Raw genomic sequence first — 25,933 nt, forward strand, 5'->3', positions numbered from 1 at the left:
GGTGCGGAGAGCACCTTGCCGGACCAGCTGTGGTGGGCGGGGTCGGCGAGAAAGACGAGGGCGGTGTCGAAATCCGGTGCGATGTGCTGGTCGGGGAATTCGGGTGACGGGAGTTCGTCGACCAAGCGGATGGTGTTGACCTGTACGGTTCGCGCGCTGATGTCGTGTGCCGCGGCGGCGGTGAAGGCCTCGATCGCGCCGTCTATCACCTGACGGGCCAGGGTGGATTCCCTTGTGTCAGAGGCTGATCGGTCCACGCCCACGACGGTGACGATGGATCCTGCGCGGTTGCGGTCACTCATCGACTGCATCGCCCGGCGAACGGTTGTGAACAGCATCCGCAGGTGAGCGTGGAGGAATCGGTCCCAGTCGTGGAGATGGATCGACTGGAGCGATGTGCCGGTGGATTCGGGTCCGGGGATCCAGGCGGCGTGAATGACGGTGTCGATATGGCCGTGGGTGTCTTCGATGCCGGTGAACAGCCGGTCGACCTCCCCGTGGATGGTGAGATCGGCGACGGCGGCGGTCGCGCGGCCACCGAAGCCGGTGATGTCGTGGGCGATCCGTTCGGCCGCCTCCGAAAGGAAACTGTGTGCGATGACGTCGAATCCGTGCGTGCCGAGAGTGCGGGCAGCATGGGCGCCCTCAGGGTGTTCGACACCGGTGACCAGGACCAGTTTGCTGTTTCGTGTGGGTGGAGTCTGCGGGTTCAGCGGTATGGGGTCCACGTAGGTTCAGTGTGCGTCGGTGTCGGTGAGGATTCGCTGGGCACCGGCGACGGCGACGGCGTCCGCTTCGAAGAGCATGCCGTCGACGAGTAACGAGTTCTGTACCGCGGTCACCGCCGGCCAGGGGCTGGTGAAGAATTCGGCGCGGACCTTCTTGAACGTCTCGAAGTCGTCGCGGTTGCCGAGGTAGGCGGTCAGCTTGACCACCGACGACATCGAGGCGCCGTGCTGGTGCAGGATCTTTTCGATGTTGCGGAACACCTGACGTGCCTGGGCCTCGAAGCCGCCCTCGACGAGGTTGCCGGCGTCGTCGTAGCCGGCCTGACCGGACGTGAACACCAGGTCTCCGGCCTTGGCGCCCTGGCTGTACTGCGCGGACCGCGCCCAGGTGAAGGGGGCGGGGCGGGTTTCGACGATGTTCTCGGTGGTCGTCATCGACTGGTCGTCCTTTCGGTTCAGGTCCCGGTACGGGACCCGGGGTGGGTGAGGCGTGGCGCAGCCTTCGTCCGGTGACGGGTTGTCAGCCGAGCCGTTGCAGGGTGTGCCCCATGCGGTCGCGTTTGGTGGTCAGGTAGGAGCGGTTGTAGGCGGTCGGTGAGGACTCGTGTGGGATTTGTTCGGCGACGGTGATGCCGTGATCGCTCAGGGCCCGGACCTTGTCGGGGTTGTTCGTCATCAGCCGCACGCGGCCCACTTCCAGGTCGTCGAGGATTTCGCACGCGACGCGGTAGTCGCGGCTGTCGACCGGCAGGCCGAGGCTGACGTTGGCGTCGATGGTGTCGAGGCCCTCGTGTTGCTGGAGTTCGTAGGCGCGCAGTTTGTGACCCAGGCCGATACCGCGGCCCTCGTGTCCGCGCAGATAGATCAAGATGCCGGCGCCGGCCTCGGCGATCGCGCTCATGGCGGATCGGAACTGGGGGCCGCAGTCGCAGCGCAGGGAGCCGGCGAGGTCACCGGTGATGCATTCGCTGTGCAGCCGGACCAGCGGGGCGTCGGCGGCGGCAACGTCGCCCATCACCAGGGCCATGTGCTCGACGCCGTCGCCGGGTGCTTGATAGGCGAGCGCGTCGAACGTGCCGACCTCGGTCGGCAGGGTGCTGCGACCGGACCGCAGGACGGTGTTCTCGGGGCGGGCGGCGTTGTGGCGCAGCGGGGTCACCGTGCCCGCGGTGCGTGAGCGCCACGTTCGATCGGTGCGCGAGCGCCATGCGCGCAGTTCGGCGATGGAGATCATCGGGATCGAGTGTTGTGCGGCGAGTTGTTCGAGGTCGTCGCGGCGCATCATCTCGCGCCGGTCGGGGGTGACGATCTCACAGAGCAGGGCGGCGCCGCTGAGCCCGGCCATGCGGCACAGGTCGACTCCGGCTTCGGTGTGCCCTGGGCGCTCGAGGACTCCGCCGGGCTTGGCGAGTAGCGGCATCACGTGGCCGGGCCGGGCGAGGTCGGCGGGCTGCAGGGTGGGGTCGGCCAGAGCCCGGATGGTGGCGCCGCGATCGCCCGCACTGATTCCCGTGGTGGTGCCGTGCCGGTAGTCGACGCTGATCAGGAATGCGGTGTTGTGGGCTTCGGTGTTGTCGGGGACCATCAGGTCGAGACCGAGCTTGTCGGCGCGGGCCTCGTCGATGGCGACGCAGAGAAATCCGGATGTGTGTTCGAGGAAGAACGCGACCGCATCGGTGCTCGCGTATTCGGCGGCCATGATCAGGTCGCCCTCGTTCTCGCGGTCTTCGTCGTCGACGACGAGGACCATTCCCTTGTTTGCCAGTGCGGTGACCGCGTCCGAGATGGTCGACATGATCGCTGGCTCCTTCCTTGGCGAACACACGGAGTGTGGTGGGACGTCGGGGGTCGAGGCGGAGTCGCGGGCTGACATCGTTGTCCGCCCGACGACTCCGCGCTCGGGATCGGGGTGGTTACCGCTGGTGCGGAGCGGAGGTTTCGCTGAGGCTGCGGCCCATCGTTTCCGGGGCGAGGAGCTGGGAGACCGAGGCACCGACGACGCAGATGCCGGCAGCGATGAGCATCGTGGTGCCGGCGCCGAGGTTGTGCATCGACCACGGCAGCAAGAACGTGCCCAGGCCGGCGCCGACGCGGCTGAACGCGGTCGCGAAACCGGTGCCGAGGCCGCGGATCTCGGTCGGGAAGATCTCACCCGGGTAGACACCGGTCAGCGCAGTGCACATGGCGTTGGCGAATGCGAAGACCAGGAAGCCGATCAGCACCAGTACCGGCGGTGCAGAGGTCCACAGCCCGATGGCGGCCAGGACCGCGGCGCACACCCACTGCTGCGGGATGGTCAGCTTTCGCCGGCCGATGCGTTCGATGAGCAGGACCGCCACCACCACACCGGCCAGGGCGAGGCCGTTGACCCCCAAGGCGCCGACGAGTCCGTCACCGAGACCGTAGTCGGCGAGCACGCTGGCCGCGAAGGTGGCGATGGCGAAGTACGGTGCCACCACGCAGAACCAGAAGACGGAGATGAAGATCGTCGCCCGCCGGTAGGCCGGGGAGAACAACATCCCGAACGTGCCCTTGCGGGTTTGCTCGTTGGTGATGTCGAGGACGTCGGCGGGGTCTTCGAGATACGTGTGGGCGATCTCGGTTGCCTCTTCGGTGCGGCCCTTGTTCATCAGCCAGCGCGGGGATTCGGGCATGCCCAACCGGGCCAGGAGCAGGATGACGGCGGGCAGAGTGCTCGAGCCGAGCACGATGCGCCAGTCGAGGGACCATACGGCGGTCATCAGGAAGCCGGCGATAAAGGCCGTCATGAATCCGAGGTACCAGGCGACCTCGTTGCAGGCCATCAACCGGCCGCGCAGACGGGCAGGAGCGAATTCGGCGAGCAGTGGCCAGCCGACCGAGTAGTCGGCGCCGATCGCGACGCCCATCAGCAGCCGGACCAGGAACAGTTGCCACGTCGAGTCGACGAAGAACTGCAGGACCGAACCGACGGTGAAGATCACCAGGTCGATCGTGAACAGCGGCTTGCGGCCGAGTTTGTCGGCGAGCCAGCCGCCGAGGGGGCCGCCGATGAAGATGCCGATCAGCGCGGACGCCCCGATCAGCCCCTCCCAGAACAGCGACATGCCGAGATCGAGGGTGATGGCCCCGATGACGGTGCCGATGATGCCGAGAATGTAGCCGTCGATGAACATACCACCGGCGATGACACCGGTCAGCTTGACCAGGAAGCGCTTCTTGTCGACTGACTGCTCGTCAATGTCCACGGGTTCGTTGTTCGTGATGGTCATCAGCCCTCCTCGCTCGTGCGCGTCGACGTGGCGATCACGACCGACGACGGTGGGCAATCACCGTGCGCAGTGGCGGATAGGCGGGAAGCAGATGTTCGCACGTGATGTCACAACCTTCGTGAAGTGGTGCACGGCCGCGGAATCCGAGGGATCACTGGCGACTGCGGGTCGTTGGGATGGGCTCTATCGGTAGGGCGCTGCAGCTCAGCCCCGCTACGTGTTCATAAACTGAACGATGTGGTCAAAAGTGTGACATGGGACTCAGGGCACGTCAAGGCCCGCTCCAGCGAAACCTGCAATGGACGAAGGCGCGCCGTCTCGCGAATCGGTACCGACGGATCACCCCTCGCCCCAGCGCAGGGGCGAATCCGGCACCGGCGCGGCACATCACCAGCACCAGGCCCATACAGTCGCGAAGCGGAGCTCGACCAATGGACAGCCGTCGCCCGCAGCGGTGACCGGGCGAGCCGCGCCCGAGCATCCACACGGCGAACTCCACTGACGCACGCCCTGCCCCGCCACCCTTGACAGATTGTGATCTACAGCTCAGGATCGTTGGCAGCAGATTTTGAACTAGCTGTTCACTTTATGAACATTATTCGTTTTCGGAGGGTGCACCCCTCCCCCTGAGTTCATGGCGGTGAGGAGAGGCAATGGCGGAGACCGAGATCGTCACCGAACTGCACCCCGACCACGCCCGCACCGCTGCCGAGTCCGGCGCCACACACCGAAGAGGAGCCACCATGCTCACTGCCACCATCGACCAGGCGCACTACCGCACCGTGATGGGCCACCTGCCCACCGGCGTCGTCGCCCTCTCCGGCATCACCCCCGACGCCGAATACCCCTGCGGCCTGGTGGTCGGCACCTTCCAGTCGCTTTCCCTGGACCCGCCGCTTGTCAGCTTCAGCGTCGCCCACACCTCCACCAGCTGGCCCAAGGTCCGCGCCGCCGGCCGACTGTGCGCCAGCGTCCTCGCCGCCGGCCAGGAATCGGTCTGCCGCGCCCTCTCGAGCAAGCAGCCCGACAAGTTCGCCGACATCGACTGGTCCCTCTCCGAGGCCGGATCACCCCGGATCAACGGGGCCCACGCCTTCGTCGACTGCGAGGTCACCCACGAACTCGACGGCGGCGACCACGTCATCGTCATCGCCCGGGTCCTGCAGATGGACACCGGACACGGCGAGCCCCTCGTCTTCCACCAGGGCCGACTCGGCGGAATCCGGCAACTCACCGCCGCCTGACCTCTACCCCCGGCTACGCCGCACCCCGGCGCGAGCCTCGACTTCAGAAAAGGATCCCGCACTTCATGACTGACACCGCTCATTCGATCGAGACGGACACCACCGACGCACAACTCGACCACATCCTCGACGCCGCGGCAGCCGCCGCGCCGCTCTGGGAGGACCGCACCCCCCACGATCGCGCCGCTGTGCTCATCGCGATCGCCGACGCCCTCGAGGCACACGCGGACGGGCTGGTCGCCGAGGCCCTCACCGAAACCGGGCTTCCTCGGGCCCGGCTGAGCGGGGAACTGAACCGCACCTGCGTGCAGTTGCGGATGTTCGCCGAGGAACTGATCGACGGCACCTTCCTGGACGTGATCATCGACCGCGCCGATCCCGACTTCGTCCTCGGCGCCCGCCCGGACCTGCGCCGGTACCAGATCCCCGTGGGACCGGTCCTGGTCTTCGCCGCCAGCAACTTCCCCTTCGCGTTCTCCGTCGCCGGCACCGACACCGCCTCCGCGCTGGCCGCCGGCTGCCCGGTGGTGCTCAAGGCCCATCCCGGCCACCCCCGCACCTCCGCTGCCACCGCCGACGTCGTTGCCGGGGCTCTGTCCGCGGCCGGCGCCCCGGACGGCACGTTCGCGCTGATCAGCGGTTTCCGGGCCGGCACCCGCGCCCTCGAGGACCCACGGATCGCGGCGGCCGCCTTCACCGGGTCGGTCGCCGGTGGCCGCGCCCTGTTCGACATCGCCGCCGCACGCCCCAACCCGATCCCCTTCTTCGGTGAACTCGGCAGCGTCAACCCGGCCGTCGTCACCGCCGGTGCCCTCGACGAGCGGGTCGAGGCGATCGCGTCCGGGTTCGTCGGCTCGTTCACTCTCGGGGCGGGACAGTTCTGCACCAAGCCCGGCATCCTGCTGGTGCCCGCCGGCTCGCCGGTCACCGAGCAGATCACCGCCCTCGCCCAGCAGGTGCCCGCGGCGCGGATGCTCACCGCGAAGATCGCCGAGGGTTACCACCACCGGATCGACGAGGCCACCGCGGTGCCCGGCGTCGAGGTCCTCGTCAAGGGCACCGCCTCGACCGGCGAGAGCGGGGTACCCGAGGTCACCCCGACGCTGCTGCGCACCACCGCCGAGCAACTGGTCGCCCAGGCGGACACGCTGCTCGAGGAGAGCTTCGGCCCCGCCGCGATCATCGCCGAGTACGGCACCGAGGACGAGGTTCACCGAGTCCTGAACGGTGTCGACGGCACTCTGACCGTGACCGTGCACACCCGCACCGAACCGACCCCCGACGAACGCGACCAGCTCCGCAGGATCACCCGGATCGCCGCCACCCGCGCCGGGCGACTGGTGTTCAACGGCTGGCCCACCGGAGTCGCGGTCACCCCCGCCCAGCACCACGGCGGCCCCTACCCCGCCACCACCGCGGTCTCGCATACCTCGGTGGGCACCACCGCGATCCGCCGATTCCTGCGCCCGGTCACCTACCAGGACGCCCCGGAGGTGCTCCTGCCCGCACCGATTCAGGAACGCAATCCGCTCGAGATTCCCCGCACGGTCAACGCCGCCGGCGAATCGTCCACTTGGGGCCGCGCCCAGTCCTGACAATCCGCGAGCGCGCGGTATGCGCTCGATATTTCGCCACACTCTACCGCCCCGGCGTTCACTATATGAACGCCGGGGCGGTAGAGTGGTCGTGGAAGCGCGTTTCCCGAAGGATGTGGGTGCGCACCGACACGACAAAGGGGTGGCATGAGCGAAGTACCCGAACCGACGGAGATGACGAACAAGTCGGTGACCAAAGCGGTTCGGCTGCTACGGGAGTTGGCCGCGCACCCGCGCACCGGCGCCACCGTGACCACGCTCGCGAAGGGCGTGGGGATCTCCCGGCCCACCGCGTTCCGTCTGCTCTACAGCCTCGAACGCACCGGGCTCGTGGACCGGGTCGACAACAACTACATCCTCGGCTGGGAAATGGCCCGCCTCGGACGGCGCGCCGACCCCTACGCCGGCCTCGTTGCGCGCGCGCAACCGCTGCTGCAGGAGTTGGCCGACAAGTTCAACGAGTCGGTGACGCTGTCGGTGCCGAATTCGCACGACGGCCTGGACCTGGTCGCCGAGGCCGCCGGGTCGCACGTGGTCGGCATCATGAGCCGCATGTCATCGCACATGGTCGGCCAGCAATATCCGCTGCATGCCAGCTCCACCGGCAAGGTACTGCTCGCCGAGATGCCGCTGGACAAGGTGCTCGCGCTGCTGCCCGAGAAGCTCGAGGCCTATACCTCCCACACCATCACCGACCGCGCCGTTCTGCTCCGGGAACTCGACCAGGTCCGCGAGCAGGGGTTCGGCATCATCGACAACGAACTCGAAGAGGAACTGATTTCGCTGTCGCGGCCGGTGCGGGACTCCTCGGGCACGCTGGTGGCGATCTTGACCCTCAACAGCCCCCGCTACCGCTTCGGGCGCGACCGCATCCCCGAAGCGCTCCAGCAGATGCAGGCGATCGTCGACCGCCTCGTCGACGTGTTCTGGCAGGACGCGGCAGGCGAATAATCCAGTCGATCAACCACACTGCGTGAGCCACCGGAAACCGGAGCCCTGGTACGGACTCCGGTTCCCGGTGCTGTGTGCGGACGGCTCTCGCCGTTCCGCGAGAAGACGATCGGTCAGGTTCGAACGGGCTGACCGACGCGCGGGGCCGAGGTTTCGCTGAGGTTGCGGCCCATCGTTTCCGGGGCGAGGACCTGGGAGACCACGGCACCGACGACGCAGATGCCGGCGGCGATGAGCATCGTCACCCCGCTTCCGAGGTTGTGCATCGACCACGGCAGGAAGAACGTGCCCAGACCCGCACCGACCCGGCTGAACGCGGTCGCGAAACCGGTTCCCAGACCACGGATCTCGGTCGGGAAGATCTCCCCCGGGTAGACCCCGGTCAGGGCGGTGGACATGGCGTTGGCGAACGCGAAGACCAGGAAGCAGATCAGCACCACCGCGGGCGGCGCGGACGACCACAATCCGATGATCAGCAGGACCACCGCGCAGACCCACTGCTGCGGGATGGTCAGCTTCCGGCGGCCGACGCGTTCGATGAGCAGGACCGAGACCATGACACCGACCAGGGCGAGGCCGTTGACCCCGATGGCGCCAACGAGTCCGTCACCGAGACCGTAGCCCTCCAGCACGCTGGCGGCGAAGGTGGCGATCGCGAAATACGGTGCCACCGCGCAGAACCAGAAGACCGAGATGAAGATCGTCGCCCGCCGGTAGGCCGGGGAGAACAGCATCCCGAAGGTGCCCTTGCGGGTGCCCTCGTTGGCGATGTCGACGACATCGGACGGGTCCTCGAGGTAGGCGTGGGCGATCTCGGTTGCCTCTTCGGTGCGGCCCTTGTTCATCAGCCAACGCGGGGATTCGGGCATACCCAACCGGGCCAGGAACAAAATCACTGCCGGAACGGTGCTCGACCCGAGCACGATGCGCCAGTCGAGGGACCACACGGTGGTCATCAGGAAGCCGGCGACGAAGGCGAACATGAAGCCGACGTACCAGGCGACCTCGCAGTAGGCCAGCAGCTTGCCGCGCAGCCGCCGGGGGGCGAATTCGGAGAGCAGTGGCCAGCCGACGGAGTAGTCGGCGCCGATCGCGATGCCCATCAGCAGCCGGACCAGGAATAGTTGCCAGGCCGAGTCGACGAAGAACTGCATAACCGATCCGAGGATGAAGATCGCCAGGTCGATCGCGAACAGTGGCTTGCGGCCCAGTTTGTCGGCCAGCCAACCGCCGAGAGGGCCGCCGACGAAGATGCCGATGAGCGCGGAGGCGCCGATGAGCCCCTCCCAGTACAGCGACATATCCAAATCGAGGGTGATGGCACCGATGACGGTGCCGACGATGCCGAGGATGTAGCCGTCGATGAACATGCCACCGGCGATCACACCGGTCAGCTTGACCAGGAATCGCTTCTTGTCGACCGGCCCTTGGTCGGCCTTCGTGCCGACCGGGCCGTCCTCATACTCTCCGACGGAATCCGTGTTGGTAATCGTCACCAGGTCACTCCTTGCTGGTGCGCGTCGACATGACAGCCGACGTGGACGGTGCGAATGCCGTCCGGGGCGGGGAAAGGCGGGGATGAAGTGTTCACGTGCGTCGGCAGAACCAATTTCCACCAAAGACACACGTACGTTCAATAAGTGAACGTCACGATCAAAAGTGTGACATGGGCCTCACGGCCCGTCAAGACCCCACCTCCACGCCACTGCGACGAACCTGCCATTCCCAGGGCAGGCGCGAGGTCGAGCAGGACACACACGGCGGGCACTATCCCCAAATAGTGCACTTCGGCTGTGTAATTCGAGACGCCCGTAGGCGGGGCGCCCCCACGCACCGACTGCCGGCGCGGGCCCCCGCGGACGTCCGGTCCGTGACCCCGCCTTGACAAGCTGTGATCTACACCGCACTATCATCAACCACACACAATGAACGAACTGTTCAAATAGTGAGGATTCCGTAGGCGGTCGCGCAGGATGTGCAGCCGGCGCACGGAACGGCCGTCGGTACCGGGTCGGGCTCGTCTACGTGCTCATGGTGTGCAGACGGGACCGGGGAATCGCGACCCGTCAGCTGCCGCGGCACATCGGTCCTCGATCAACGGGTCGACGCGATCCCTACAACCGCGCGCACCAGGTCACGGTTCGCCGGACAATCTCGTCCCTGGTCGACGGATTCGAACACGCAGAGCACACGATGGGAGAGTTTCACGTGCGGTTGATCAATCTCGATGGCCGCCTACAGGTGTCGACGCGAAACGGTCTCGTCGATGTCGAGGCGGAAAGCCACGGCTACTTTTCTGCCGAACCGCAGAAGATTTACGAGCGGTGGGCGGAGTTCGTTACCTGGTACACGGGTAACCGAGACCGGGTCACCCCGACGCACTGCGGCGGGATCGACCCGGGTCGGCTCGGGGCGCCGGTGCCGGCTCCGCGCCAGGTGTTCGCCGTAGGGTTGAACTATGCCGACCACGCGGCGGAATCCGGGGTGGAGCGGCCCGAGTCGCCGGTGATCTTCACCAAGTTCGCCTCGGCGATCTCCGGCCCGGTCACCACGGTCCCTCTTCCCTCGGAGACGGTGGACTGGGAGGTCGAACTCGTGGTCGTGATCGGCCGGGGTGGCCGCAACATCCCGGCCGATCGGGCATGGGAGTCCGTCGCGGGGTTGTCCATCGGACAGGATCTGTCCGACCGCGGCCGGCAGCTGGCCGGACCGGTTCCGCAGTTCAGCCTGGCCAAGTCGCATCGCGGGTTCGCCCCGATCGGACCGGCGCTGGTGACGATCGACGAATTCGACGATCCGGACGATCTCACGCTCGAGGCCGGCATCAACGGCGAACTCGTCCAGTTCGGACGCACCGCACAGATGATCTTCCCGGTTCCGGCGTTGATCGAGCACCTGTCGCACACCCTCGAGCTCTACCCCGGCGACGTGGTGTTCACCGGCACGCCCGCCGGTGTGGGGGTGGGCCGGAGACCGCAGCGGTTCCTCGGCCCCGGTGACGTGCTGCGTAGCCGCATCACCGACATCGGCGAACTCGTCCAGACCTTTACCTCCAGCGTCGAACCGGTCGCCGCGCTGGTGTGAGGGTGCGCCGGGCGCGCACCCTCACAGGCCGCGACGCTCTCGCAGGCCGATCGCCACAGTCAGAGCAGCACTTCCCATGAAATGCCGAAGGAGCCAACCTTGTTGCCGGAAGACATGACCGCAGTTCTCTTGACCGGTCACGGAGGACTCGACAAGCTCGAGTACCGCACCGACGTTGCTGTCCCCCAACCCGATCGGGGCGAGGTGTTGATCGAAGTCGCCGCCGCCGGGATCAACAACACCGACATCAACACCCGCATCGGATGGTATTCGAAGACAATCACCTCCGAGACGAGCTCTGGTGGCGCGAGCGGCTTCGAGTCGGTCGACGACGACGACGCCAGCTGGTCCGGGACGACCCTGAAATTCCCCCGAATTCAGGGCGGGGACGTGTGCGGGCGCATCGTCGCGGTCGGGGACGGTGTATCTCCCGACCGCATCGGTGAACGGGTCCTCGTGAGCACCATGCTGCGCAGCTACGTCGACTACCGCCCGTACGAATGCTGGACCTTCGGTAGTGAGGTCGACGGCGGTTTCGCGCAGTACGCGGTGGCCCCGGCACGGGAGACCTACGTGGTCGACTGCGATTGGAGTGACGCCGAGCTCGCGGCACTTCCGTGCGCCTACTCCACCGCCGAGAACATGCTGCACCGCGCCGCGGTCGGAGCCGAACGTGTGCTGGTCACCGGCGCATCGGGCGGTGTCGGCCTCGCTGCGGTGCAACTCGCCAAACGCCGCGGCGCCACGGTGATCGCCGTCTGCTCGCCCGACAAGGCGGCCGAGGTCAAGGCGCAGGGCGCCGATCAGACCATCGAGCGCGGAGTCGATCTGATCGGAGAGCTCGGTGCCGGATCGGTGGATGTGGTGATCGATCTCGTCGTCGGACCGCAGTGGCCCCAACTGCTCGACGTGCTGCGCACGGGCGGGCGCTACGCCATCGCCGGTGCCATCGGTGGGCCGATCTCCGAGATCGACCTGCGCACGGTCTACCTCAGGGACCTCACGCTGTACGGATGCACCTTCCAGGACGAGGCGGTGTTCGAGAACCTCATCGGATACATCGAGCGAAACGAAATCCGTCCGGTCGTCTCGGCCACCTATCCGTTGTCGGACATCGTCCGCGCGCAAGAAGATTTCCTCGCCAAGAAGCACATCGGCAAGCTGGTGCTGATTCCACCGACGCCCCGGAAGTGACCGAGGCCGGCCGGCCCGGCCCTCCGCCCTGCCCACCACCAGTACAGAACTGGGATTGCATGTCCGACAGACTTTTCCCGATCCGGCCCCTGCCGCACCCGACCAGGATGTTCCCCGCGGGGAGGGTCTCCTAGATGCGCAGTGCTCAGTGGTTCGCGCGGGACGATCTGGCCGGCTTCCTGCATCGCTCCTCGATCGCGGCGACCGGCATCAACAGGCACACCCTCGACGGGCGCCCGGTGATCGGCATCTGCAACTCCTGGTCCGACCTGGTGAGCTGCAACTTCCATCTGAGGGGACTCGCCGACGCCGTCAAGCGCGGCGTCGCCCAGGCAGGCGGCATCGCCGTCGAGTTTCCGACCATGAGCCTGGGCGAGAGCCTCATGAAACCGACCGCGATGCTGTACCGCAACCTCGTGGCGATGGAGGTCGAGGAGTCCATCCGGGCGTACCCGATCGACGCCGTAGTTTTGCTCGGCGGCTGCGACAAGACCGTTCCAGCACAGCTCATGGGTGCGGCCGGTGCCGATGTGCCGGCGATCGCACTCACCGGGGGCCCGGCGAACCCCGCGATCTTCCGGGGACGGGAACTCGGAGTCGGAACCGACCTGTGGGGGTACGTCAACGAACTGCGTGCCGGCCGGATGAGCCAGTCCGACTTCGACGAGCTAGAGGCGGCATCCATGCCGTCGGTGGGGCACTGCCCGGAACTCGGCACCGCATCCACCATGGCCGCGCTCACCGAGGCGCTGGGCATGGCCCTGCCGGGGAGCGCGACGATACCGGCCACCAATTCCCGGCGCTACGCCTTTGGTGAAGCGACCGGCGAGCGCGCGGTGGCCTTGGCCCGCAGCGGGCCCCGCCCGTCACAGATCCTCACCGCGGCCGCCTTCGACAATGCGATCACCACCCTCATGGCCCTCGGCGGCTCCACGAACGCCGTGGTCCACCTACTCGCGATTGCACGCCGGATCGGTGTCCCGCTGTCCTTGGATCGCTTCGACGAAATCTCCGCACGGACACCTCTGATCGCCAATCTGCGACCGAGTGGCGAGGAGTTGTTCGCGCGGCTCAACGCCGTCGGCGGCATCCCCGCCGTCCTCGACCGGCTGGCCCCGCTGCTCGATACGACCGCGCTCACCGTGACCGGGCAGCCGTTGCTGGCCGGGACCCGCCCCAGCCCGGTCGACGACGTCGTCTTGTCCTCGCTCGACACGCCGTTCGCGCCCACCGGGGGCATTGCGGTGCTGCGGGGCAACCTCGCCCCCGACGGTGCGCTGATCAAGACCAGCGCCGCGACACCGGCGCTGTTGCGGCACCGAGGGCCGGCGCTCGTCTTCGACGATCACCACGAACTCAGCCACCGCATCGACGACCCGGACCTCGATGTCACACCGGACACCGTGCTGGTGCTGCGCAATGCCGGTCCCATCGGAGGACCCGGAATGCCCGAATGGGGGGCGCTGCCGCTACCCGAGAAGCTGCTCCGTCGAGGGGTCACCGACATGGTGCGCATCTCGGACGGCCGAATGAGCGGAACGGCGTTCGGCACGGTGGCCGTGCACGTCGCGCCGGAGGCGGCCGCGGGCGGGCCGCTGAGCAAGCTCCGCACCGGCGATCCGGTGGTGCTCGACGTCGATCAGCGGCTGCTGGCCGTGGACGTTCCCGACGACGAGTTCCACGGGCGAACCCCGTCGACCATGCCGGACAGCCCCTCGCGGGGGTACCTGCGGCTGGTCAACGACCACATCATGCAGGCCGACCAGGGCTGCGACTTCGACTTCATGCCCGCAGACGGGGCCGCGCAGGACCTGGCTCCGCGCTCGATCCCCGCCGGCTGGCACGGAGGTTGGTAACGCGTTCACGGACGGTCGCCGGTAAATCCACAGAATGGAGAACAACAGAATGACCTCGAACTCACCCTCGTCGTCTCTCGGAGCATGGCTGACACTCGACTCCGTATTCGGTGCCGAACTCATGGTGCGAACAGGATTCGATTGGGCCGTCATCGATTTGCAGCACGGCGCGATAGGAACAGATTCTGTCGTGCCCCTGCTTTCAGCCGTACAGGGCGCCGGCGCCGAGGCCTGGGTCCGTACGCAGGCGACGAACTACGCACAAGCGAATTGGGCACTCGACATGGGGGCCGATGTCGTTGTCGTGCCGCAGATCGGTTCTGCTGCCCAGGCACGTGAGGCGGTGGCTTTCTGCCGCTACGCTCCCGACGGCCACCGTTCGTGGGGACCGGTTCGGGCAGCACTACGCCCGGCGTCGGCACCCCGTCAACGGGTCTACCTGATGATCGAGGACACGGACGGCCTGGCCGAATCCGAGGCGATCTGCGCAACGCCCGGACTCGACGGGATCCTCATCGGTACCGCAGACCTCACGCTGTCCCTGGCCGGAACCGTCTCGGACGTATTGGGGGGAGCCACTTTCGATGCCGTTCGCACCATCGTGGAGGCATGCACCCGCCACGGCCTGGACGTCGCCGCCTACGGAGGGAGTCAGGAGATGACGACGGCCTGCGCCGAAAACGGAATCCGGACGGTCGCTGTCGCCGCCGACTACGAAGTGCTTCACGAAGGAGCGCAAGCGGCCTTGGCGCAAGCACGCGGATCATATGCCGCCCAAGGTGCCCGCTTCTGACAGCTGTTGCGTTACAAGTTCTTGCGTGGAGCGAGGCCCGTGTCGGGGTGAGTGGCAACACCCACCCGGACACGGGCCTCGCTGCTACCTCAGGCGCTCCACACGGCGACCGGGTCGCCGAGCACGGCCTCGTCGACCTCGATACCGAGGCCGGGGGCGATAGGGGGCAGGATGCCACCGTCCTCGGTCAGTACGTCGAACCTTGCGGTCTGCAGCGTGACCATGTCCTCGCAATTGAGGACGCACCGCAGGGTGCGCGGCGGCACGGTGGCACCGAGTTGCACGATCGCCGCGAACGCGATGGACGAGCCGACGGTGTCCTGCACACTGACGGTCATCCCCGCGGAGCGGCAGATGTCGCGGTGACGACGGCCCCGGGTCAGTCCGCCGGCCTTGGAGATCTTCAGGCCGATCCCGTCGGCGACATCGTGTGCCGAGGCGAAGGCGATGTCGTCGTCCTGCTGCGCGAGCTCGTCGATGATGATCGGGTACGGGCAGCGCTGGCGCAGTGAGATCGTCTCCCTCCACGTGGCGCAGGGGGCCTCGAGCACGAAGTCGAGGCCAGGCGGCAGCATCCGCAGCATCCGTAGCGCGGTCTCCGGCAACATCCCACCGTTCGCGTCGACCAGGAAGAACTCACCGGGTTGCTTGTCGGCCAGAGATGCGGCGATCCGCTCCGCATCGAGCGCGGGTCCACCCTCGCTGTCGAGTGCACCGATTTTGATGGAGTGACCGCGGTACCCCTTGGCGCGGTGATCGGCGACCCGTCGGCGCATCTCCTCTGGTTCGCCGGCGTAGATCGAGGAGATCATCGGCATCGGAACACCGGTCGAGCCGCCGAGGAGTTCGGCAACCGGAAGTCCGACGGACTTGCCGAAGACGTCCCAGCACGCCACGTCGAGAGCGGTCTTGGCGTGGTTGTGGCCGACGAGTGCCTCGTCCATGGCGTCGTTGATCCTGTCGACCTGGCGCGGGTCCCGGCCGAGGAGACGGGGCGCAATCTCCGCGATCCCGGCGCGGGTGCCGAGCGCATGGGAGGCGATGTAGGTGGAGCCGAACGGTGTGCTCTCGCCCCATCCTTGTTGGCCGTCATCGGTGGTGATGCGGACGATGGAGGCATCGAAGGCGGTGTACGAACGGCCGCCCGAGAGCAGGTAGACACCGCCCGAGTACGGCAAGTCCACCTGGAAGAGTTCGATCTGCGAGATCTTCACCTGTTCTCCTTGTTCATTGTTGATCAGTTTTCGTACTTGGTGGTTCAGCCGCGAGGAGCCGAAGTTTCACTGAGGTTGCGGCCCATCGTTTTCCGGAGCGAGGAGCTGGGAGACCGACGCACCGACGACGCAGATGCCGGCGGCGATGAGCATCGTGGTGCCCGCGCCGAGGTTGTGCATCGACCACGGCAGAAAGAACGTGCCCAGACCCGCACCGACACGGCTGGACGCAGTTGCGAAACCTGTGCCCAACCCGCGGATCTCGGTCGGGAAGATCTCACCCGGGTAGACGCCCGTCAAGGCCCGTGCACATGGCGTTGGCGAACGCGAAGACCAGGAAGCAGATCAGCACCACCACGGGCGGGATCGAGGACCACAAACCGAGGATGAGCAGGACCACCGCGCACACCCACTGCTGCGGGATGGTCAGCTTTCGCCGGCCGATGCGTTCGATGAGCAGCACCGCCACCACCACACCGACCAGGGCGAGCCCGTTGAAAGCGATGACACCGGCGAGTCCGTCCCCGAGACCGTAGCCCGATAGCACGCTGAGCGCTTCCTGTCGACCGATTCGTATTCGATGCCGACGGATCCGTGACTATCGACGGATTCTGGATTGGTAATCGTCACCAGTTCACTCCTTGCAGGTGGAGCGCCGAGGGGCCGGTCGGCGGGCGCCAGGGGGCAGATGGACAGTGAGACGCGTTGGCACGGGGTTGCCACGGGTTGCACGGGTAGACGAGGCCGAGGCTTGGCTCGATGCAACCGGGAGGAGGAGCAGGACGAGAACGTACCGCGTGTGTTCATATTCCGAACGCAGCGGTTGAAAGCGTGACAGAGGCCTCACTGGTCGTCAAGGTGGTCCGGGGCACGCCTACGCCGGTCGCGGCGACCGACGTCGGTGTCGCTCTGGACCGCACTTGTCGACCCCAGTGGCTGGAGTGCGAGATATCTGAACACTTCAGGTCAAGACTGGATTCGAGCGCAAGATTCCACGTTCGGCTGGTCGCTCACCGGTGGCGGCGCCGGCCCGGCCGCATGCTGCTTGCGCGCCCGACCGGCGACCCTCAAACGCTTGACAGGGTGTGACCTAGGACGCAATACTGTTGTCAGTTTGAACAAGACGTTCACTTTATGAACGTAATCAAGACTCCGTCCCCGACCCGACCGGCGTCCGCGCCAGCGTATGAGCCCGAAGAGGAGCCACCATGCTCACTGCCAGCATCGACCAGGCGCACTACCGCACCGTGATGGGCCACCTGCCCACCGGCGTCGTCGCCCTCTCCGGCATCACCCCCGACGCCGAGTACCCCTGCGGCCTGGTGGTCGGCACCTTCCAGTCGCTTTCCCTGGACCCGCCGCTTGTCAGCTTCAGCGTCGCCCACACCTCCACCAGCTGGCCCAAGGTCCGCGCCGCCGGCCGGTTGTGCGCCAGCGTCCTCGCCGCCGGCCAGGAATCGGTCTGCCGCGCCCTCTCGAGCAAGCAGCCCGACAAGTTCGCCGACATCGACTGGTCCCTCTCCGAGGCCGGATCACCCCGGATCAACGGGGCCCACGCCTTCGTCGACTGCGAGGTCACCCACGAACTCGACGGCGGCGACCACGTCATCGTCATCGCCCGGGTCCTGCAGATGGACACCGGACACGGCGAGCCCCTCGTCTTCCACCAGGGCCGACTCGGCGGAATCCGGCAACTCACCGCCGCCTGACCCACGACCGGGGCACGGCTTACGCGAGTGAAAAATGGTGTGGCGCGAACAGTTTCGAACAATAGGAACCGCGTAGAGGCGAGTCGCGTCCCGAGGTGGGAAGCGCCGAAGGAATCGAGGGTGTCATGACCGAGCCGAAGGCGGCCGCATTGATCGCGGTGAAGACCGGTGAACCGACGGAGATCGCCAACAAGTCGGTGACCAAGGCGGTTCGTCTGCTGCGCGAGCTTGCTTCCCGACCCAAGTCCGGTGCGACGGTGAGCACCCTTGCCAAAGCGGTCGGAATTTCTCGTCCCACCGCGTTTCGCCTGCTCCACAGCCTCGAGCGGACGGGTTTGGTGGACCGCATCGACAACAACTACATCCTCGGCTCGGAAATGTCCCGACTCGGACGGCACGCCGACCCCTATGCCGGTCTGGCTGCCCGCGCTCAGCCCTTACTGCAGGAGCTCGCCGACACGTTCAACGAAACGGTGACTCTGTCGGTGCCCAATGCAAAGGACGAGCTCGACCTCATCGCCGAGGCCGCCGGAACGCACGTCGTGGGCACCACATCCCGGACGTCGCATCACATGATCGGCAAACAGTATCCACTCCACGCCAGCTCGAGCGGCAAGGTCCTCTTGGCAGAGTGGCCGATCAAGAAGATCGTCGGCCGGCTGCCCGAAAAGCTCGACGCATTCACCGCGCGCACCATCACCGACCGCGCAGCACTGCTGACCGACCTCGAGCGGATCCGCGAAAACGGCTTTGCGCTCATCGACAACGAACTCGAGGAAGAACTGATCTCCCTCTCGCGTCCGGTCCGGGATTCGTCAGGGAATCTGGTGGCGATCGTGTCGCTCAACGGTCCCCGATACCGGTTCGGCCCCGACCGTATTCCCGAAGGCCTGCAACAGATGCAGCTGCTCGTCGACCGTCTCGTCGATGCCTTCTGGCGAGATTCGGCAATCGCCTAATCGGAATAGACACGCACTGAACGGGATACATGTCAACGATGCACGAGACCGACAACACCAATTACATGCTCACCTTCGCTCGAAAGTGGCGCCACTGGGGTGGTGGATCCGGGGAGGACATTCTCGTCGAATTCGGTCTCTCCCAGCGCGAGTACTTCCGGAAACTGCTGTTGCTACTCGACCAGAGAATCGGCGCCGCCGCGGATCTCCCGTTGCCGATCCGGCAGCAGCTCACCCATATTTGCCACTCACGTCTGCGAGATCGGCGCACCCATCGGACAGCGCCCTCCCGCTACCGGCCCGTCGGACTGGACTGAGGACCGGCCACATCGCTGCCCGAGTTCAGGAAACGAGATTCGCTGCGGCTTCGAGTGCGGCGCGGACAGCGAAGATGTCGCGTATCTCCTCGGCGGTTGCGCCCGGTCGGATCGCGACCAAAATGATCGACAGCCTGGAAGAGCAGTGGTCTCAGGGCAACGCGACGGCAGCGTACGACCAGCTCGTCTCCCAGATCCCCCTCGACCGCTACGGCACCGCCGACGACTCGTCGCCTGGCTGTTGTCGGACGACGCTTCCTTCGTCAACGGCGCCGTCTACTCCGTCGACGGGGGCACCACGGCATAGCGAAGCCGGACGTGAGCCGAACGACGCGGCCTCGAATGTCTCGTTCCTCTAGATCGGACTTCGAGGGGTACGAATGCCTCGGAGATGGTGTGCTGCCACTGGTCGAACGGGGTGGGCTCGCCTGTGGCCTCAGCGTGATCGGCCAGTAGCACGGGGTCTCCTCACACAGCAGTTCGGTCGTTGATCCGGCCACCGGAAGCACGTCGGCCGCAGTCTTCTCCCTCGCGGGAGTGCCGTCTATTGATAACCGAATTGTTGGTCGGTAAACAAGGAATGTTGCGAACAAATTACTTGGACTGAGCCGCGCGCATGGAGTATTGACCGTGCCGCGCAGGCAGTGCGACGTCATGGCTGATCACGATGAATGCGTTCTGAGCGTTCACATTTGATATAGGTAAAGCGCGGTGAGGCTCCAAAACAGTATCGAACTAGGATCTTGACACAGGGCGACACAGAAGACGGTTGTCAGTTACCTACTGAACGTACGGTTACGAAGAGTTGTCACACGGATGAGAAGGAAGTGACCGGTGAGCCTGAAAGTCGTTGTCTGTTACGGACACCCCGATGACCCAGACGCGTTCGATGCGTACTACCGGGATACCCACATACCGCTGGCACGCAAGATCCCCGGGCTGGCCGACTTCACGTGGGGCAAATGCAGTGCGCTCGAGGGTGACACGCCGCCCTACTACGGTGTCGCGACCCTGTCCTTCCCGGATGTCGAGACGCTGCACAGCGCCTTGACGTCGGAGGAGATGGGCGCGGCCGCCGAGGACGTGGCGAATTTCGCCACTGGTGGGGTGACGATGTACACGCAGGAAGAGCGGTCGGTCGTCACTGCGTGAGGCTTTCGGGATCAGTTTCCGGTGCCACGGGGCAGGCTGGTGAGATAGGCATCGGCAGCGTCCGACCAGCCGGGCGGCCGGAGGCGTGTGCGCAACGCGTTGTCGAGGGCGCTGAGGGCGTCGTGTATTCCCGGTCCTCCGTCCAGCAGGGGGCGGATGAGACCGTGCTCGGTGCAGGTGACGATGGCGGGCACGAGTTCGACGACGGCGTCGTCGGGCCGGCCGGCGGCATGCAGCGCACAGACGAGAAGCAGGCGTGCCCGCAGTTCCGCACGTGGCCGTGCCGATTGTTGTGCGCGGGTGAGTAGTTCGATGGCCAGCGTGACGGCCTGGTCGGCGTGCTCGTCCTCGGGATCGGCGAGAAGAAGCCGGATGGCCGAGTCGGCGTCGAGTTCGGTGGTGATGGCCGCGATGCCGTCGGACACCGCGTCGGTGGGTCGCGGGAGCTCACCCGTGTGGCGTTCGGTGATCAGGCCGGCGCGGATGCGTTCGTTCTCGATCCGCGCCGCCAGTCGTGGCAGGGACAAGTTCGCTGCGATTTCGGCGCCTTCGCGTAGTCGCTGTTCGGCCGCAGGTCGGTCGCCGCGCAAGGCCTTGATACGGGCGCCGGTGCCATAGGTGGCCAGCATGAAATCGACTACCCCGCCCTCGGATCCGAGTTCGTAGCTCTCGTCGAGAAGCTGATCGGCGTCGTCGATGTTCCCCTGCTCGTACAACAGGTCGGCGAGGATCGCTCCGGCCAGCCGTAGGGCGTGTGAGGAGCGGCCGCCGATCTGCCGGGCGAGCTGCCGCGCAGTGAGGAAGGCATCGTGTGCGCCGGTGGTGTCGAGTTGTTCCATTGCGGCGATGCCGGTGAAGCATGCCCCATACATCACGCTGAATGGTCCGGTGGTGCGTTCGTGGTACGGCGTCGCCCACTCCTGCCAGCGGCGGGCGGCGGCGAAGTCGAAGGTGTAGATGGCTTGGAATGCGGCGAGATTGGCTGCCGCGGAGACGATGAACGGACGCCGTGTCTCGGGTCGGGCGAGGCATTCGGCGATTCGCTTGTCCAGGCCGGCGACGTGGTCTGCGAACAACTCACTGACTCCCCGCACGAGGGAGACCTCGGCGAGCAGGTCGTCGGCGTCGCCGATGATGCTGGTGCGCGCGTGTTCGAGTGTGGATTCGGCGCTGCGGAGGGCATCCCGGACCGGGTGAGGTGGGTGGTGCAGCAAGACGTGAGCCCAGGCCACCGCGATCTGCAGTCGTGGGCGAGAGTGCACCTGCTCGGGAGCGAGCTTGGCGGTCAATCCCAGCAGTGTGGCCATCTGGGAGTGTTCGATCAGCAGCATGCCCTGGGCCTCGACGAGGTCTGCAGCGGTGTCGGGGTCGCCGGCGGCAAGGGCATGGTCGACGGCCTCACTGAGCATGGCGTGCTCGGCGAACCAGTGCGAGGCTGTGGAATTCAGGTCAGCGACCAGGTCGGGGTGGTCGCGTTCGAGTCGGCGACGGAGGAAGTCGGCGAAGAGGTGGTGATACCGGAACCAGTCGCCGTCGTCGTCGAGCCGGCGGAGAAACAGGTCACGCGCCTCGACCTGTTCGAGCATGGCCTGCCCGCGGGGGATGTCGGCCAGCCGGGCGGCAAGTGGGCCGCACAGTCGTTCGGTGACCGAGGTGCGTAGGAGGAAGTCGAGGACGTCGGGTTCGAGGGTATTGAGGACGTTCTCGACGAGGTAGTCGCCGATCGCGCGGTGCCGCCCGGACAGGTGCGCGATCAGCTCGGTGGGGTCGTCGCGGCCGCGCAATGACAGTGACGCGAGCTGCAGGGCGGCCACCCATCCGTCGGTGAAGGCGCGCAGCCGGGCGACGTCGTCAGGCGCCAGAGTGAGACCGGCCAGGTCGACGAGGAAGGATCGGGCTTCCCCGTCGTCGAAGCGGAGAGCTGTGGCGTCGACTTCGACCAATTCGTCGCGAACCCGCAGCCGGCTCAGCGGTAGCCCGGACCGGCTGCGGCTGGTCACGACGATCTGCAGGTGGTGGCAGCTGTGGGTGAGCAGGAAGTCGATGGACCCGAGGGTGGTCGGGTCGATGATGCGGTGCCAGTCGTCGATGATCACCACGAGTAGTTCACCGGTCTCGTGGATCTCGTTGACCAGCGAGGTGAGCACGTACCGTTCGGCGTCGTCGCCGTGCTCTTCGAGGGCTTGCCCGAGTTCGTGAGCCAGAGTGGGGCGCACCGTGCGGATGGCCTCGATCAGGTGGGCGAGGAACCAGACGGCGTTGTTGTCGTCGTGGTCGATGCTGAGCCAGGCCACCGGGGTGCCCGCGGCCGTCAGGTTCTCGCGCCATTGGGCGGCGAGGGTGCTCTTGCCGAAGCCGGCGGGGGCGTGGATGAGGACCAGGCGCCGGCGCTGCCCGGCCCGGAGCAGGGCGAGCAGCCGTGCCCGGGGCACGAGGGCCCGGGTCGGTGTCGGAGGCCGGTATTTCGTCGAGGCACTCGGTGGCACCTGGGCCCCCGGCGACCGCGGTGCCGGTGAGCGGGCCGCGGCACCGACCTGGACAGGCTCACGCGAACCGGTGAGGTCGTCCGGGAGCGCCATGTCGTCGGCGGGAAGACCGAGCTGTCGCTGCGCGTCGCGCAGCCGTTCGGCGAACTCGGCTACGGTGGCGGGACGCCCAGCCGGTTCGCGGGACATCGCCTGCTCGAGGACGGTGCAGACCGTGTCCGGGACACCGGTGGGACGCAGGTCGGGAATCGGTTCGCCGGTGATGCGCAGGAACTGTGCGACGATGCGCTCACCGGGCTTGCGCTCGAACGGAGAGTGGCCGGTGATCAGGCAATAGAGGGTTACCGCGAGGCTGTAGACGTCCGAGGTGACGGTGGGGGGTTCCCCTTTGAGGACCTCGGGGGCGGTGAACGACGGGGATCCCGCGACCGAGCCGGTGGTGGTCTCGAATCCGCCGGTGACCCGGGCGATACCGAAGTCGGTCAGCTGCGGTTCCCCGTACGCGGTGACCAGGATGTTGGCTGGCTTGACGTCGCGGTGCACGATGCCTACGCGATGCGCGAGGTGCAGGGCCCCGGCGAGTTTGACACCGATGGTGAGGGTCTCGGGTACCGAGAGTGGGCCGTGCTCGCGGAGGCGGGCGTCGAGGGAGGCGCCGGAGTGGTAGGGCATGACGATGTAGGGGCGACCGTGGGAGGTCACCCCGGTTTGCAGGACGTCGACGATGTTCGGGTGCCCGGACAAGGTGCCCATCGCCTGCTGCTCGCGCAGGAATCGAGCGCGATGATCCTGGTCTGTGTCATCCGTGAAGAGCACCTTGATCGCCACGGAGCGGTGCAGTGCTGGTTGCCTGCAGCGGTAGACGATTCCGAAACCGCCGCGGCCGATCTCACGGGCGTCCTCGAACCCGGCGTCCTCGAACTCGTCTTCGAGCGTCGGGCCTGCGTCCGCCTGGGTCGGCTCGGGATCGGTCGGATGCGACGGCATCTCACCGGTCCGTCGTCGGACGCCGGCCGCGTCGTTGCTGTGGAGGTGGACGCATCTCTCCTCGACCGTCACTGTGCTCAGACAGGTGGGTGGTCGCCCCGCAACGACCGGTCACCTGCGGCGGACGTCCTGGCTCGACCCACTGTCATTATGCGCGCAGCGGTCCGTCTGCAGGCGAACTCGGGCAGTTCTGCTCCCAGGTCTGCGGGCGGTCGTGGTCGGTGTGAGCGGCCTGCGCCCTGTACTCCCGGGGGGAGATGCCGTAGGTGGTCTTGAACAGCTTGGAGAAGTACGAGGAGTCGAGCAGACCCCATTGGGCGGCGATGGTCGCGATCGGTGTGGTGCTGTTCCGGGGGTCGAGGAGGTCGCGACGGCAGTGTTCGAGGCGCCGGCGGCGGATCCACTCGGTGACCGTTGTCCCTTCGCCCTCGAACATCTTCTGCAAGTAGCGGGATGAGATGTTGTGGGCACGGGCGATCAGTGTCGAGCTCAGCTCGGGATCGTAGAGGCGGGCGTCGATGAACGACTTGATCTGCAGCACCAGGGCGGCCCGGTGCGTTTCCGGGGGCACGTTCGACTCGCAGCCGAGCTGTTCGGACAGCGCCGCGGCGAGAAGATTGAGGACCCCGTTCGACAGTTGCTGGTTGGCGGCGAGTTCTTCGACGCCGCGGAGCTGTTCGGCGATACCGACCAGGAACTTCGACACGAGTCCGCCGACGCCGTGGCGACCGGAGACACGGCGGGCGGTCATGTCCTTCATCGAATCCGGCCGCAGGTGGATCAACTCGTACGGGAACATCACCACCAACTGCGCGAAGTCCCGTTCGAACGAGACCTGGTAGGGGCGGCGGGTGTCGTAGATGCTGAAGTCCCCAGGGGTCAGCGCGGCCTCACGGTCGTCCTGGGACAGGACGCAGTAGCCGCGGACCTGCATGCCCAGCTTCAGGTATCCGGGGTCGGAGCGCCGGATCGACTCGCGGGTGCGGCGCACCTCGACCGCTCCCCCGGTCACCTCGGAGACCTGCAATGAACCGATCGCTTCGGTCAGTAGACTTCCGCTGAAGGTGCCGGGGACGTGCGACTTGGCATCCAATGGCACGAACGCGTTGGACACCGTCTCGCGCCAGGCATCGAACTTATCCTGTGCGGGAAGGTCGTTGAACGAATGCAGGGAACTCACGGAATCACTCCTCACTCGCCATCCAGCGGCGTTCAGAGGTCGCTACACCGTCTCCGGAACAACGCTTTTCGCGTTCTACGGGGAAGTTTCGCCCTCTGCCGGAAACGATAGCCGCATCGGGGGTGGGGCATTGTCCGCCGAGCGCAGAAACTATCCGGTTCGCGCAAAGACTTTGTCACTCTGTTGATCTCGGGGCTTCTACGCCTTGGTCAGGGTCACGGAGGGGGACTGACCGTAGCGTCTGCGGTACTCGACGGAGAATCGCCCCAGGTGCCGAAAACCCCAGTGATAGGCGACATCCGATACCGCGCTGTAGCGCGGGTCGGCCACGACCAGCTCTTCGTGAGCGCGCTCGAGGCGGATACCGCGTAGATATGCCATCGGTGAAGCGCCGACGTACCGGGCGAATCCGTCCTGCAGCGTACGCACACTGACACCGGACAGGTCGGCGAGAGCGCGTACAGTCCACGACTCCTCAGGGTGCGCGTGCATGGCGTCGAGGGCAGACTTGACCGTCCTCGGGCGAGCAGCAGGCACCCGAGTGTCGAGCAACTCCCGGTGATCATGGTTCGCTGCAAGTAGTAAACCGCTGGTCAGAGCCTCGACGAGGGGGCGTGAGATCAACGGTGAGTAGAGCATGCTGTGATGCTTGTCCAGGTCCGCGACGAGGGTTCTCACCAGCGACAGCCAGCTGCTCACCTGAGGATCTGCCAGGTCGAGCACCGGGTCGAACGTCACCGGTGCTCGGGTGGGCCGCCCGAGAATCCCCTGCAGTTCCGCTTCGAGGTAGTCGCGGTCGAACTTGATCCCGTACTGGATGCCGCCCGCGCTCCATCGTGTGATCCGCGTGGGACGGTGCGGGAGGTAGATGCAGGCCTGACCGGGAGTGAAGATATGGCGCTGACCAGCGGAATCTGTGTCGTGTCGACCGGCAAGTGGGATGGCGATGTTGTAGGCGTTTCCGAGTTCGCCGAGATCGAGGCTGACCTCGACTCCTCCATAGGTCAGCCTCCCCACCGTCAGTGGTCCGAGTTGGACGGTGTGCAGTGACATGTCCATGACACTGCCCGTGCTGAGCTGGTCCAATCGGTGGGGAAAGTAAGTGTCCCCAAGCGCAGCCTGTGCATGATCGAGGTCGGTGGCCTCGAACGCGTGGACCTCAGGCTCCTCTGGCGCACCAGTTGCCTCACCCGCTGCCTTCGGCGACTCCTGCATCGTCCCTTTGCCTCCATA

22 protein-coding genes are annotated in these 25,933 nt (G+C 66.4%); 11 read left to right on the top strand and 11 right to left on the bottom strand.

Going from position 1 to position 25,933, the window contains the following annotated elements:
- The 4 genes from RJ1_RS08420 to RJ1_RS08435 all read right to left on the bottom strand — a co-directional run.
- Positions 1-728 (bottom strand): SDR family NAD(P)-dependent oxidoreductase (locus tag RJ1_RS08420; RefSeq protein ID WP_073359507.1); only part of this gene is annotated, 728 nt, incomplete at its 3' end.
- A gap of 6 nt (positions 729-734) precedes the next feature.
- Positions 735-1,163, bottom strand: coding sequence for a RidA family protein (locus RJ1_RS08425; RefSeq protein WP_073359508.1), 429 nt, complete (start codon positions 1,161-1,163; stop codon positions 735-737).
- Positions 1,164-1,248: 85 nt separating this feature from the next.
- The gene (locus RJ1_RS08430; protein WP_073359509.1) at positions 1,249-2,523 is read right to left on the bottom strand and encodes a bifunctional 3,4-dihydroxy-2-butanone-4-phosphate synthase/GTP cyclohydrolase II; all 1,275 of its coding nucleotides are present in this window, start codon (positions 2,521-2,523) and stop codon (positions 1,249-1,251) included.
- A gap of 118 nt (positions 2,524-2,641) precedes the next feature.
- A complete protein-coding gene (locus RJ1_RS08435) occupies positions 2,642-3,979 on the bottom strand; it encodes an MFS transporter (protein WP_073359510.1) in 1,338 nt (445 codons plus the stop codon).
- A 743-nt stretch (positions 3,980-4,722) separates the two neighbouring features.
- Here RJ1_RS08435 and RJ1_RS08440 point away from each other — a divergent pair.
- From RJ1_RS08440 to RJ1_RS08450, 3 genes are all read left to right on the top strand, one after another.
- Positions 4,723-5,223 carry a flavin reductase gene (locus RJ1_RS08440; protein ID WP_073359564.1) on the top strand — a complete coding sequence of 167 codons (501 nt, stop codon included), beginning with the start codon at positions 4,723-4,725 and terminating at the stop codon, positions 5,221-5,223.
- A gap of 65 nt (positions 5,224-5,288) precedes the next feature.
- Positions 5,289-6,818, top strand: coding sequence for an aldehyde dehydrogenase (NADP(+)) (locus tag RJ1_RS08445; RefSeq protein WP_073359511.1), 1,530 nt, complete (start codon positions 5,289-5,291; stop codon positions 6,816-6,818).
- 147 nt (positions 6,819-6,965) lie between these two features.
- Positions 6,966-7,769, top strand: coding sequence for an IclR family transcriptional regulator (locus RJ1_RS08450; RefSeq protein WP_073359512.1), 804 nt, complete (start codon positions 6,966-6,968; stop codon positions 7,767-7,769).
- 113 nt (positions 7,770-7,882) lie between these two features.
- Here RJ1_RS08450 and RJ1_RS08455 read toward each other — a convergent pair whose 3' ends face one another.
- Positions 7,883-9,265 carry an MFS transporter gene (locus tag RJ1_RS08455; RefSeq protein ID WP_083400593.1) on the bottom strand — a complete coding sequence of 461 codons (1,383 nt, stop codon included), beginning with the start codon at positions 9,263-9,265 and terminating at the stop codon, positions 7,883-7,885.
- Between the two features lie 697 nt (positions 9,266-9,962).
- Here RJ1_RS08455 and RJ1_RS08460 point away from each other — a divergent pair.
- From RJ1_RS08460 to RJ1_RS08475, 4 genes are all read left to right on the top strand, one after another.
- Entirely contained in the window at positions 9,963-10,853 is an 891-nt protein-coding gene (locus tag RJ1_RS08460; protein WP_083400741.1) for a fumarylacetoacetate hydrolase family protein, read from the top strand.
- A 114-nt stretch (positions 10,854-10,967) separates the two neighbouring features.
- Positions 10,968-12,047 (top strand): alcohol dehydrogenase family protein, encoded by a 1,080-nt coding sequence (locus RJ1_RS08465; protein ID WP_174694952.1) that lies wholly within the window; start codon positions 10,968-10,970, stop codon positions 12,045-12,047.
- A 134-nt stretch (positions 12,048-12,181) separates the two neighbouring features.
- Positions 12,182-13,903, top strand: a complete 1,722-nt coding sequence (locus tag RJ1_RS08470; RefSeq protein WP_073359514.1) for a dihydroxy-acid dehydratase — start codon at positions 12,182-12,184, stop codon at positions 13,901-13,903.
- Between the two features lie 121 nt (positions 13,904-14,024).
- Positions 14,025-14,696: an HpcH/HpaI aldolase family protein gene (locus tag RJ1_RS08475; RefSeq protein ID WP_255284870.1), complete on the top strand. Its 672-nt coding sequence runs from the start codon at positions 14,025-14,027 to the stop codon at positions 14,694-14,696.
- Positions 14,697-14,785: 89 nt separating this feature from the next.
- On the opposite strand, the gene RJ1_RS08480 is transcribed toward RJ1_RS08475, so the two are convergent.
- The 3 genes from RJ1_RS08480 to RJ1_RS49240 form a co-directional block, all read right to left on the bottom strand.
- Entirely contained in the window at positions 14,786-15,910 is a 1,125-nt protein-coding gene (locus RJ1_RS08480; RefSeq protein WP_073359516.1) for a mandelate racemase/muconate lactonizing enzyme family protein, read from the bottom strand.
- 66 nt (positions 15,911-15,976) lie between these two features.
- Positions 15,977-16,210, bottom strand: coding sequence for an MFS transporter (locus tag RJ1_RS49235; protein WP_240319861.1), 234 nt, complete (start codon positions 16,208-16,210; stop codon positions 15,977-15,979).
- On the bottom strand, positions 16,188-16,457 hold the full coding sequence (locus RJ1_RS49240; RefSeq protein ID WP_240319860.1) for a hypothetical protein: 270 nt from the start codon (positions 16,455-16,457) through the stop codon (positions 16,188-16,190). The genes RJ1_RS49235 and RJ1_RS49240 overlap by 23 nt, the downstream gene beginning before the upstream one ends.
- A gap of 661 nt (positions 16,458-17,118) precedes the next feature.
- On the opposite strand from RJ1_RS49240, the gene RJ1_RS08490 reads away from it, so the two are divergent.
- The 4 genes from RJ1_RS08490 (at position 17,119) to RJ1_RS08505 (ending at position 20,047) form a co-directional block, all read left to right on the top strand.
- The gene (locus RJ1_RS08490; protein ID WP_073359517.1) at positions 17,119-17,619 is read left to right on the top strand and encodes a flavin reductase family protein; all 501 of its coding nucleotides are present in this window, start codon (positions 17,119-17,121) and stop codon (positions 17,617-17,619) included.
- 125 nt (positions 17,620-17,744) lie between these two features.
- On the top strand, positions 17,745-18,578 hold the full coding sequence (locus RJ1_RS08495; protein ID WP_073359567.1) for an IclR family transcriptional regulator: 834 nt from the start codon (positions 17,745-17,747) through the stop codon (positions 18,576-18,578).
- 38 nt (positions 18,579-18,616) lie between these two features.
- Complete coding sequence (locus RJ1_RS08500; RefSeq protein ID WP_073359518.1) at positions 18,617-18,895, top strand: DUF3263 domain-containing protein; 279 nt, start codon at positions 18,617-18,619, stop codon at positions 18,893-18,895.
- Between the two features lie 834 nt (positions 18,896-19,729).
- Entirely contained in the window at positions 19,730-20,047 is a 318-nt protein-coding gene (locus tag RJ1_RS08505; RefSeq protein ID WP_073359519.1) for an EthD family reductase, read from the top strand.
- An 11-nt stretch (positions 20,048-20,058) separates the two neighbouring features.
- Here the strand turns inward: RJ1_RS08505 and RJ1_RS08510 are convergent, their stop codons facing one another.
- The 3 genes from RJ1_RS08510 to RJ1_RS08520 all read right to left on the bottom strand — a co-directional run bounded on the left by RJ1_RS08510 (position 20,059) and on the right by RJ1_RS08520 (position 25,915).
- Entirely contained in the window at positions 20,059-23,520 is a 3,462-nt protein-coding gene (locus tag RJ1_RS08510) for a serine/threonine-protein kinase (RefSeq protein ID WP_073359568.1), read from the bottom strand.
- A 148-nt stretch (positions 23,521-23,668) separates the two neighbouring features.
- Entirely contained in the window at positions 23,669-24,700 is a 1,032-nt protein-coding gene (locus tag RJ1_RS08515) for an AraC-like ligand-binding domain-containing protein (RefSeq protein WP_073359520.1), read from the bottom strand.
- Positions 24,701-24,898: 198 nt separating this feature from the next.
- Positions 24,899-25,915 (bottom strand): AraC family transcriptional regulator, encoded by a 1,017-nt coding sequence (locus RJ1_RS08520; protein ID WP_073359521.1) that lies wholly within the window; start codon positions 25,913-25,915, stop codon positions 24,899-24,901.
- Positions 25,916-25,933: the final 18 nt, after the last annotated feature.

This window comes from Rhodococcus jostii NBRC 16295, assembly GCF_001894825.1.
Classification (GTDB): Bacteria; Actinomycetota; Actinomycetes; order Mycobacteriales; family Mycobacteriaceae; genus Rhodococcus_F; species Rhodococcus_F jostii.

Bases quoted from the DNA above. Each gene is read 5' to 3' on its own strand.
- RJ1_RS08425 (WP_073359508.1), bottom strand. From the start codon at position 1,163: ATGACGACCACCGAGAACATCGTCGAAACCCGCCCCGCCCCCTTCACC.
- RJ1_RS08430 (WP_073359509.1), bottom strand. From the start codon at position 2,523: ATGTCGACCATCTCGGACGCGGTCACCGCACTGGCAAACAAGGGAATG.
- RJ1_RS08435 (WP_073359510.1), bottom strand. From the start codon at position 3,979: ATGACCATCACGAACAACGAACCCGTGGACATTGACGAGCAGTCAGTC.
- RJ1_RS08440 (WP_073359564.1), top strand. From the start codon at position 4,723: ATGCTCACTGCCACCATCGACCAGGCGCACTACCGCACCGTGATGGGC.
- RJ1_RS08445 (WP_073359511.1), top strand. From the start codon at position 5,289: ATGACTGACACCGCTCATTCGATCGAGACGGACACCACCGACGCACAA.
- RJ1_RS08450 (WP_073359512.1), top strand. From the start codon at position 6,966: ATGAGCGAAGTACCCGAACCGACGGAGATGACGAACAAGTCGGTGACC.
- RJ1_RS08460 (WP_083400741.1), top strand. From the start codon at position 9,963: ATGGGAGAGTTTCACGTGCGGTTGATCAATCTCGATGGCCGCCTACAG.
- RJ1_RS08465 (WP_174694952.1), top strand. From the start codon at position 10,968: ATGACCGCAGTTCTCTTGACCGGTCACGGAGGACTCGACAAGCTCGAG.
- RJ1_RS08470 (WP_073359514.1), top strand. From the start codon at position 12,182: ATGCGCAGTGCTCAGTGGTTCGCGCGGGACGATCTGGCCGGCTTCCTG.
- RJ1_RS08475 (WP_255284870.1), top strand. From the start codon at position 14,025: ATGGTGCGAACAGGATTCGATTGGGCCGTCATCGATTTGCAGCACGGC.
- RJ1_RS08490 (WP_073359517.1), top strand. From the start codon at position 17,119: ATGCTCACTGCCAGCATCGACCAGGCGCACTACCGCACCGTGATGGGC.
- RJ1_RS08495 (WP_073359567.1), top strand. From the start codon at position 17,745: ATGACCGAGCCGAAGGCGGCCGCATTGATCGCGGTGAAGACCGGTGAA.
- RJ1_RS08500 (WP_073359518.1), top strand. From the start codon at position 18,617: ATGCACGAGACCGACAACACCAATTACATGCTCACCTTCGCTCGAAAG.
- RJ1_RS08510 (WP_073359568.1), bottom strand. From the start codon at position 23,520: ATGCCGTCGCATCCGACCGATCCCGAGCCGACCCAGGCGGACGCAGGC.
- RJ1_RS08520 (WP_073359521.1), bottom strand. From the start codon at position 25,915: ATGCAGGAGTCGCCGAAGGCAGCGGGTGAGGCAACTGGTGCGCCAGAG.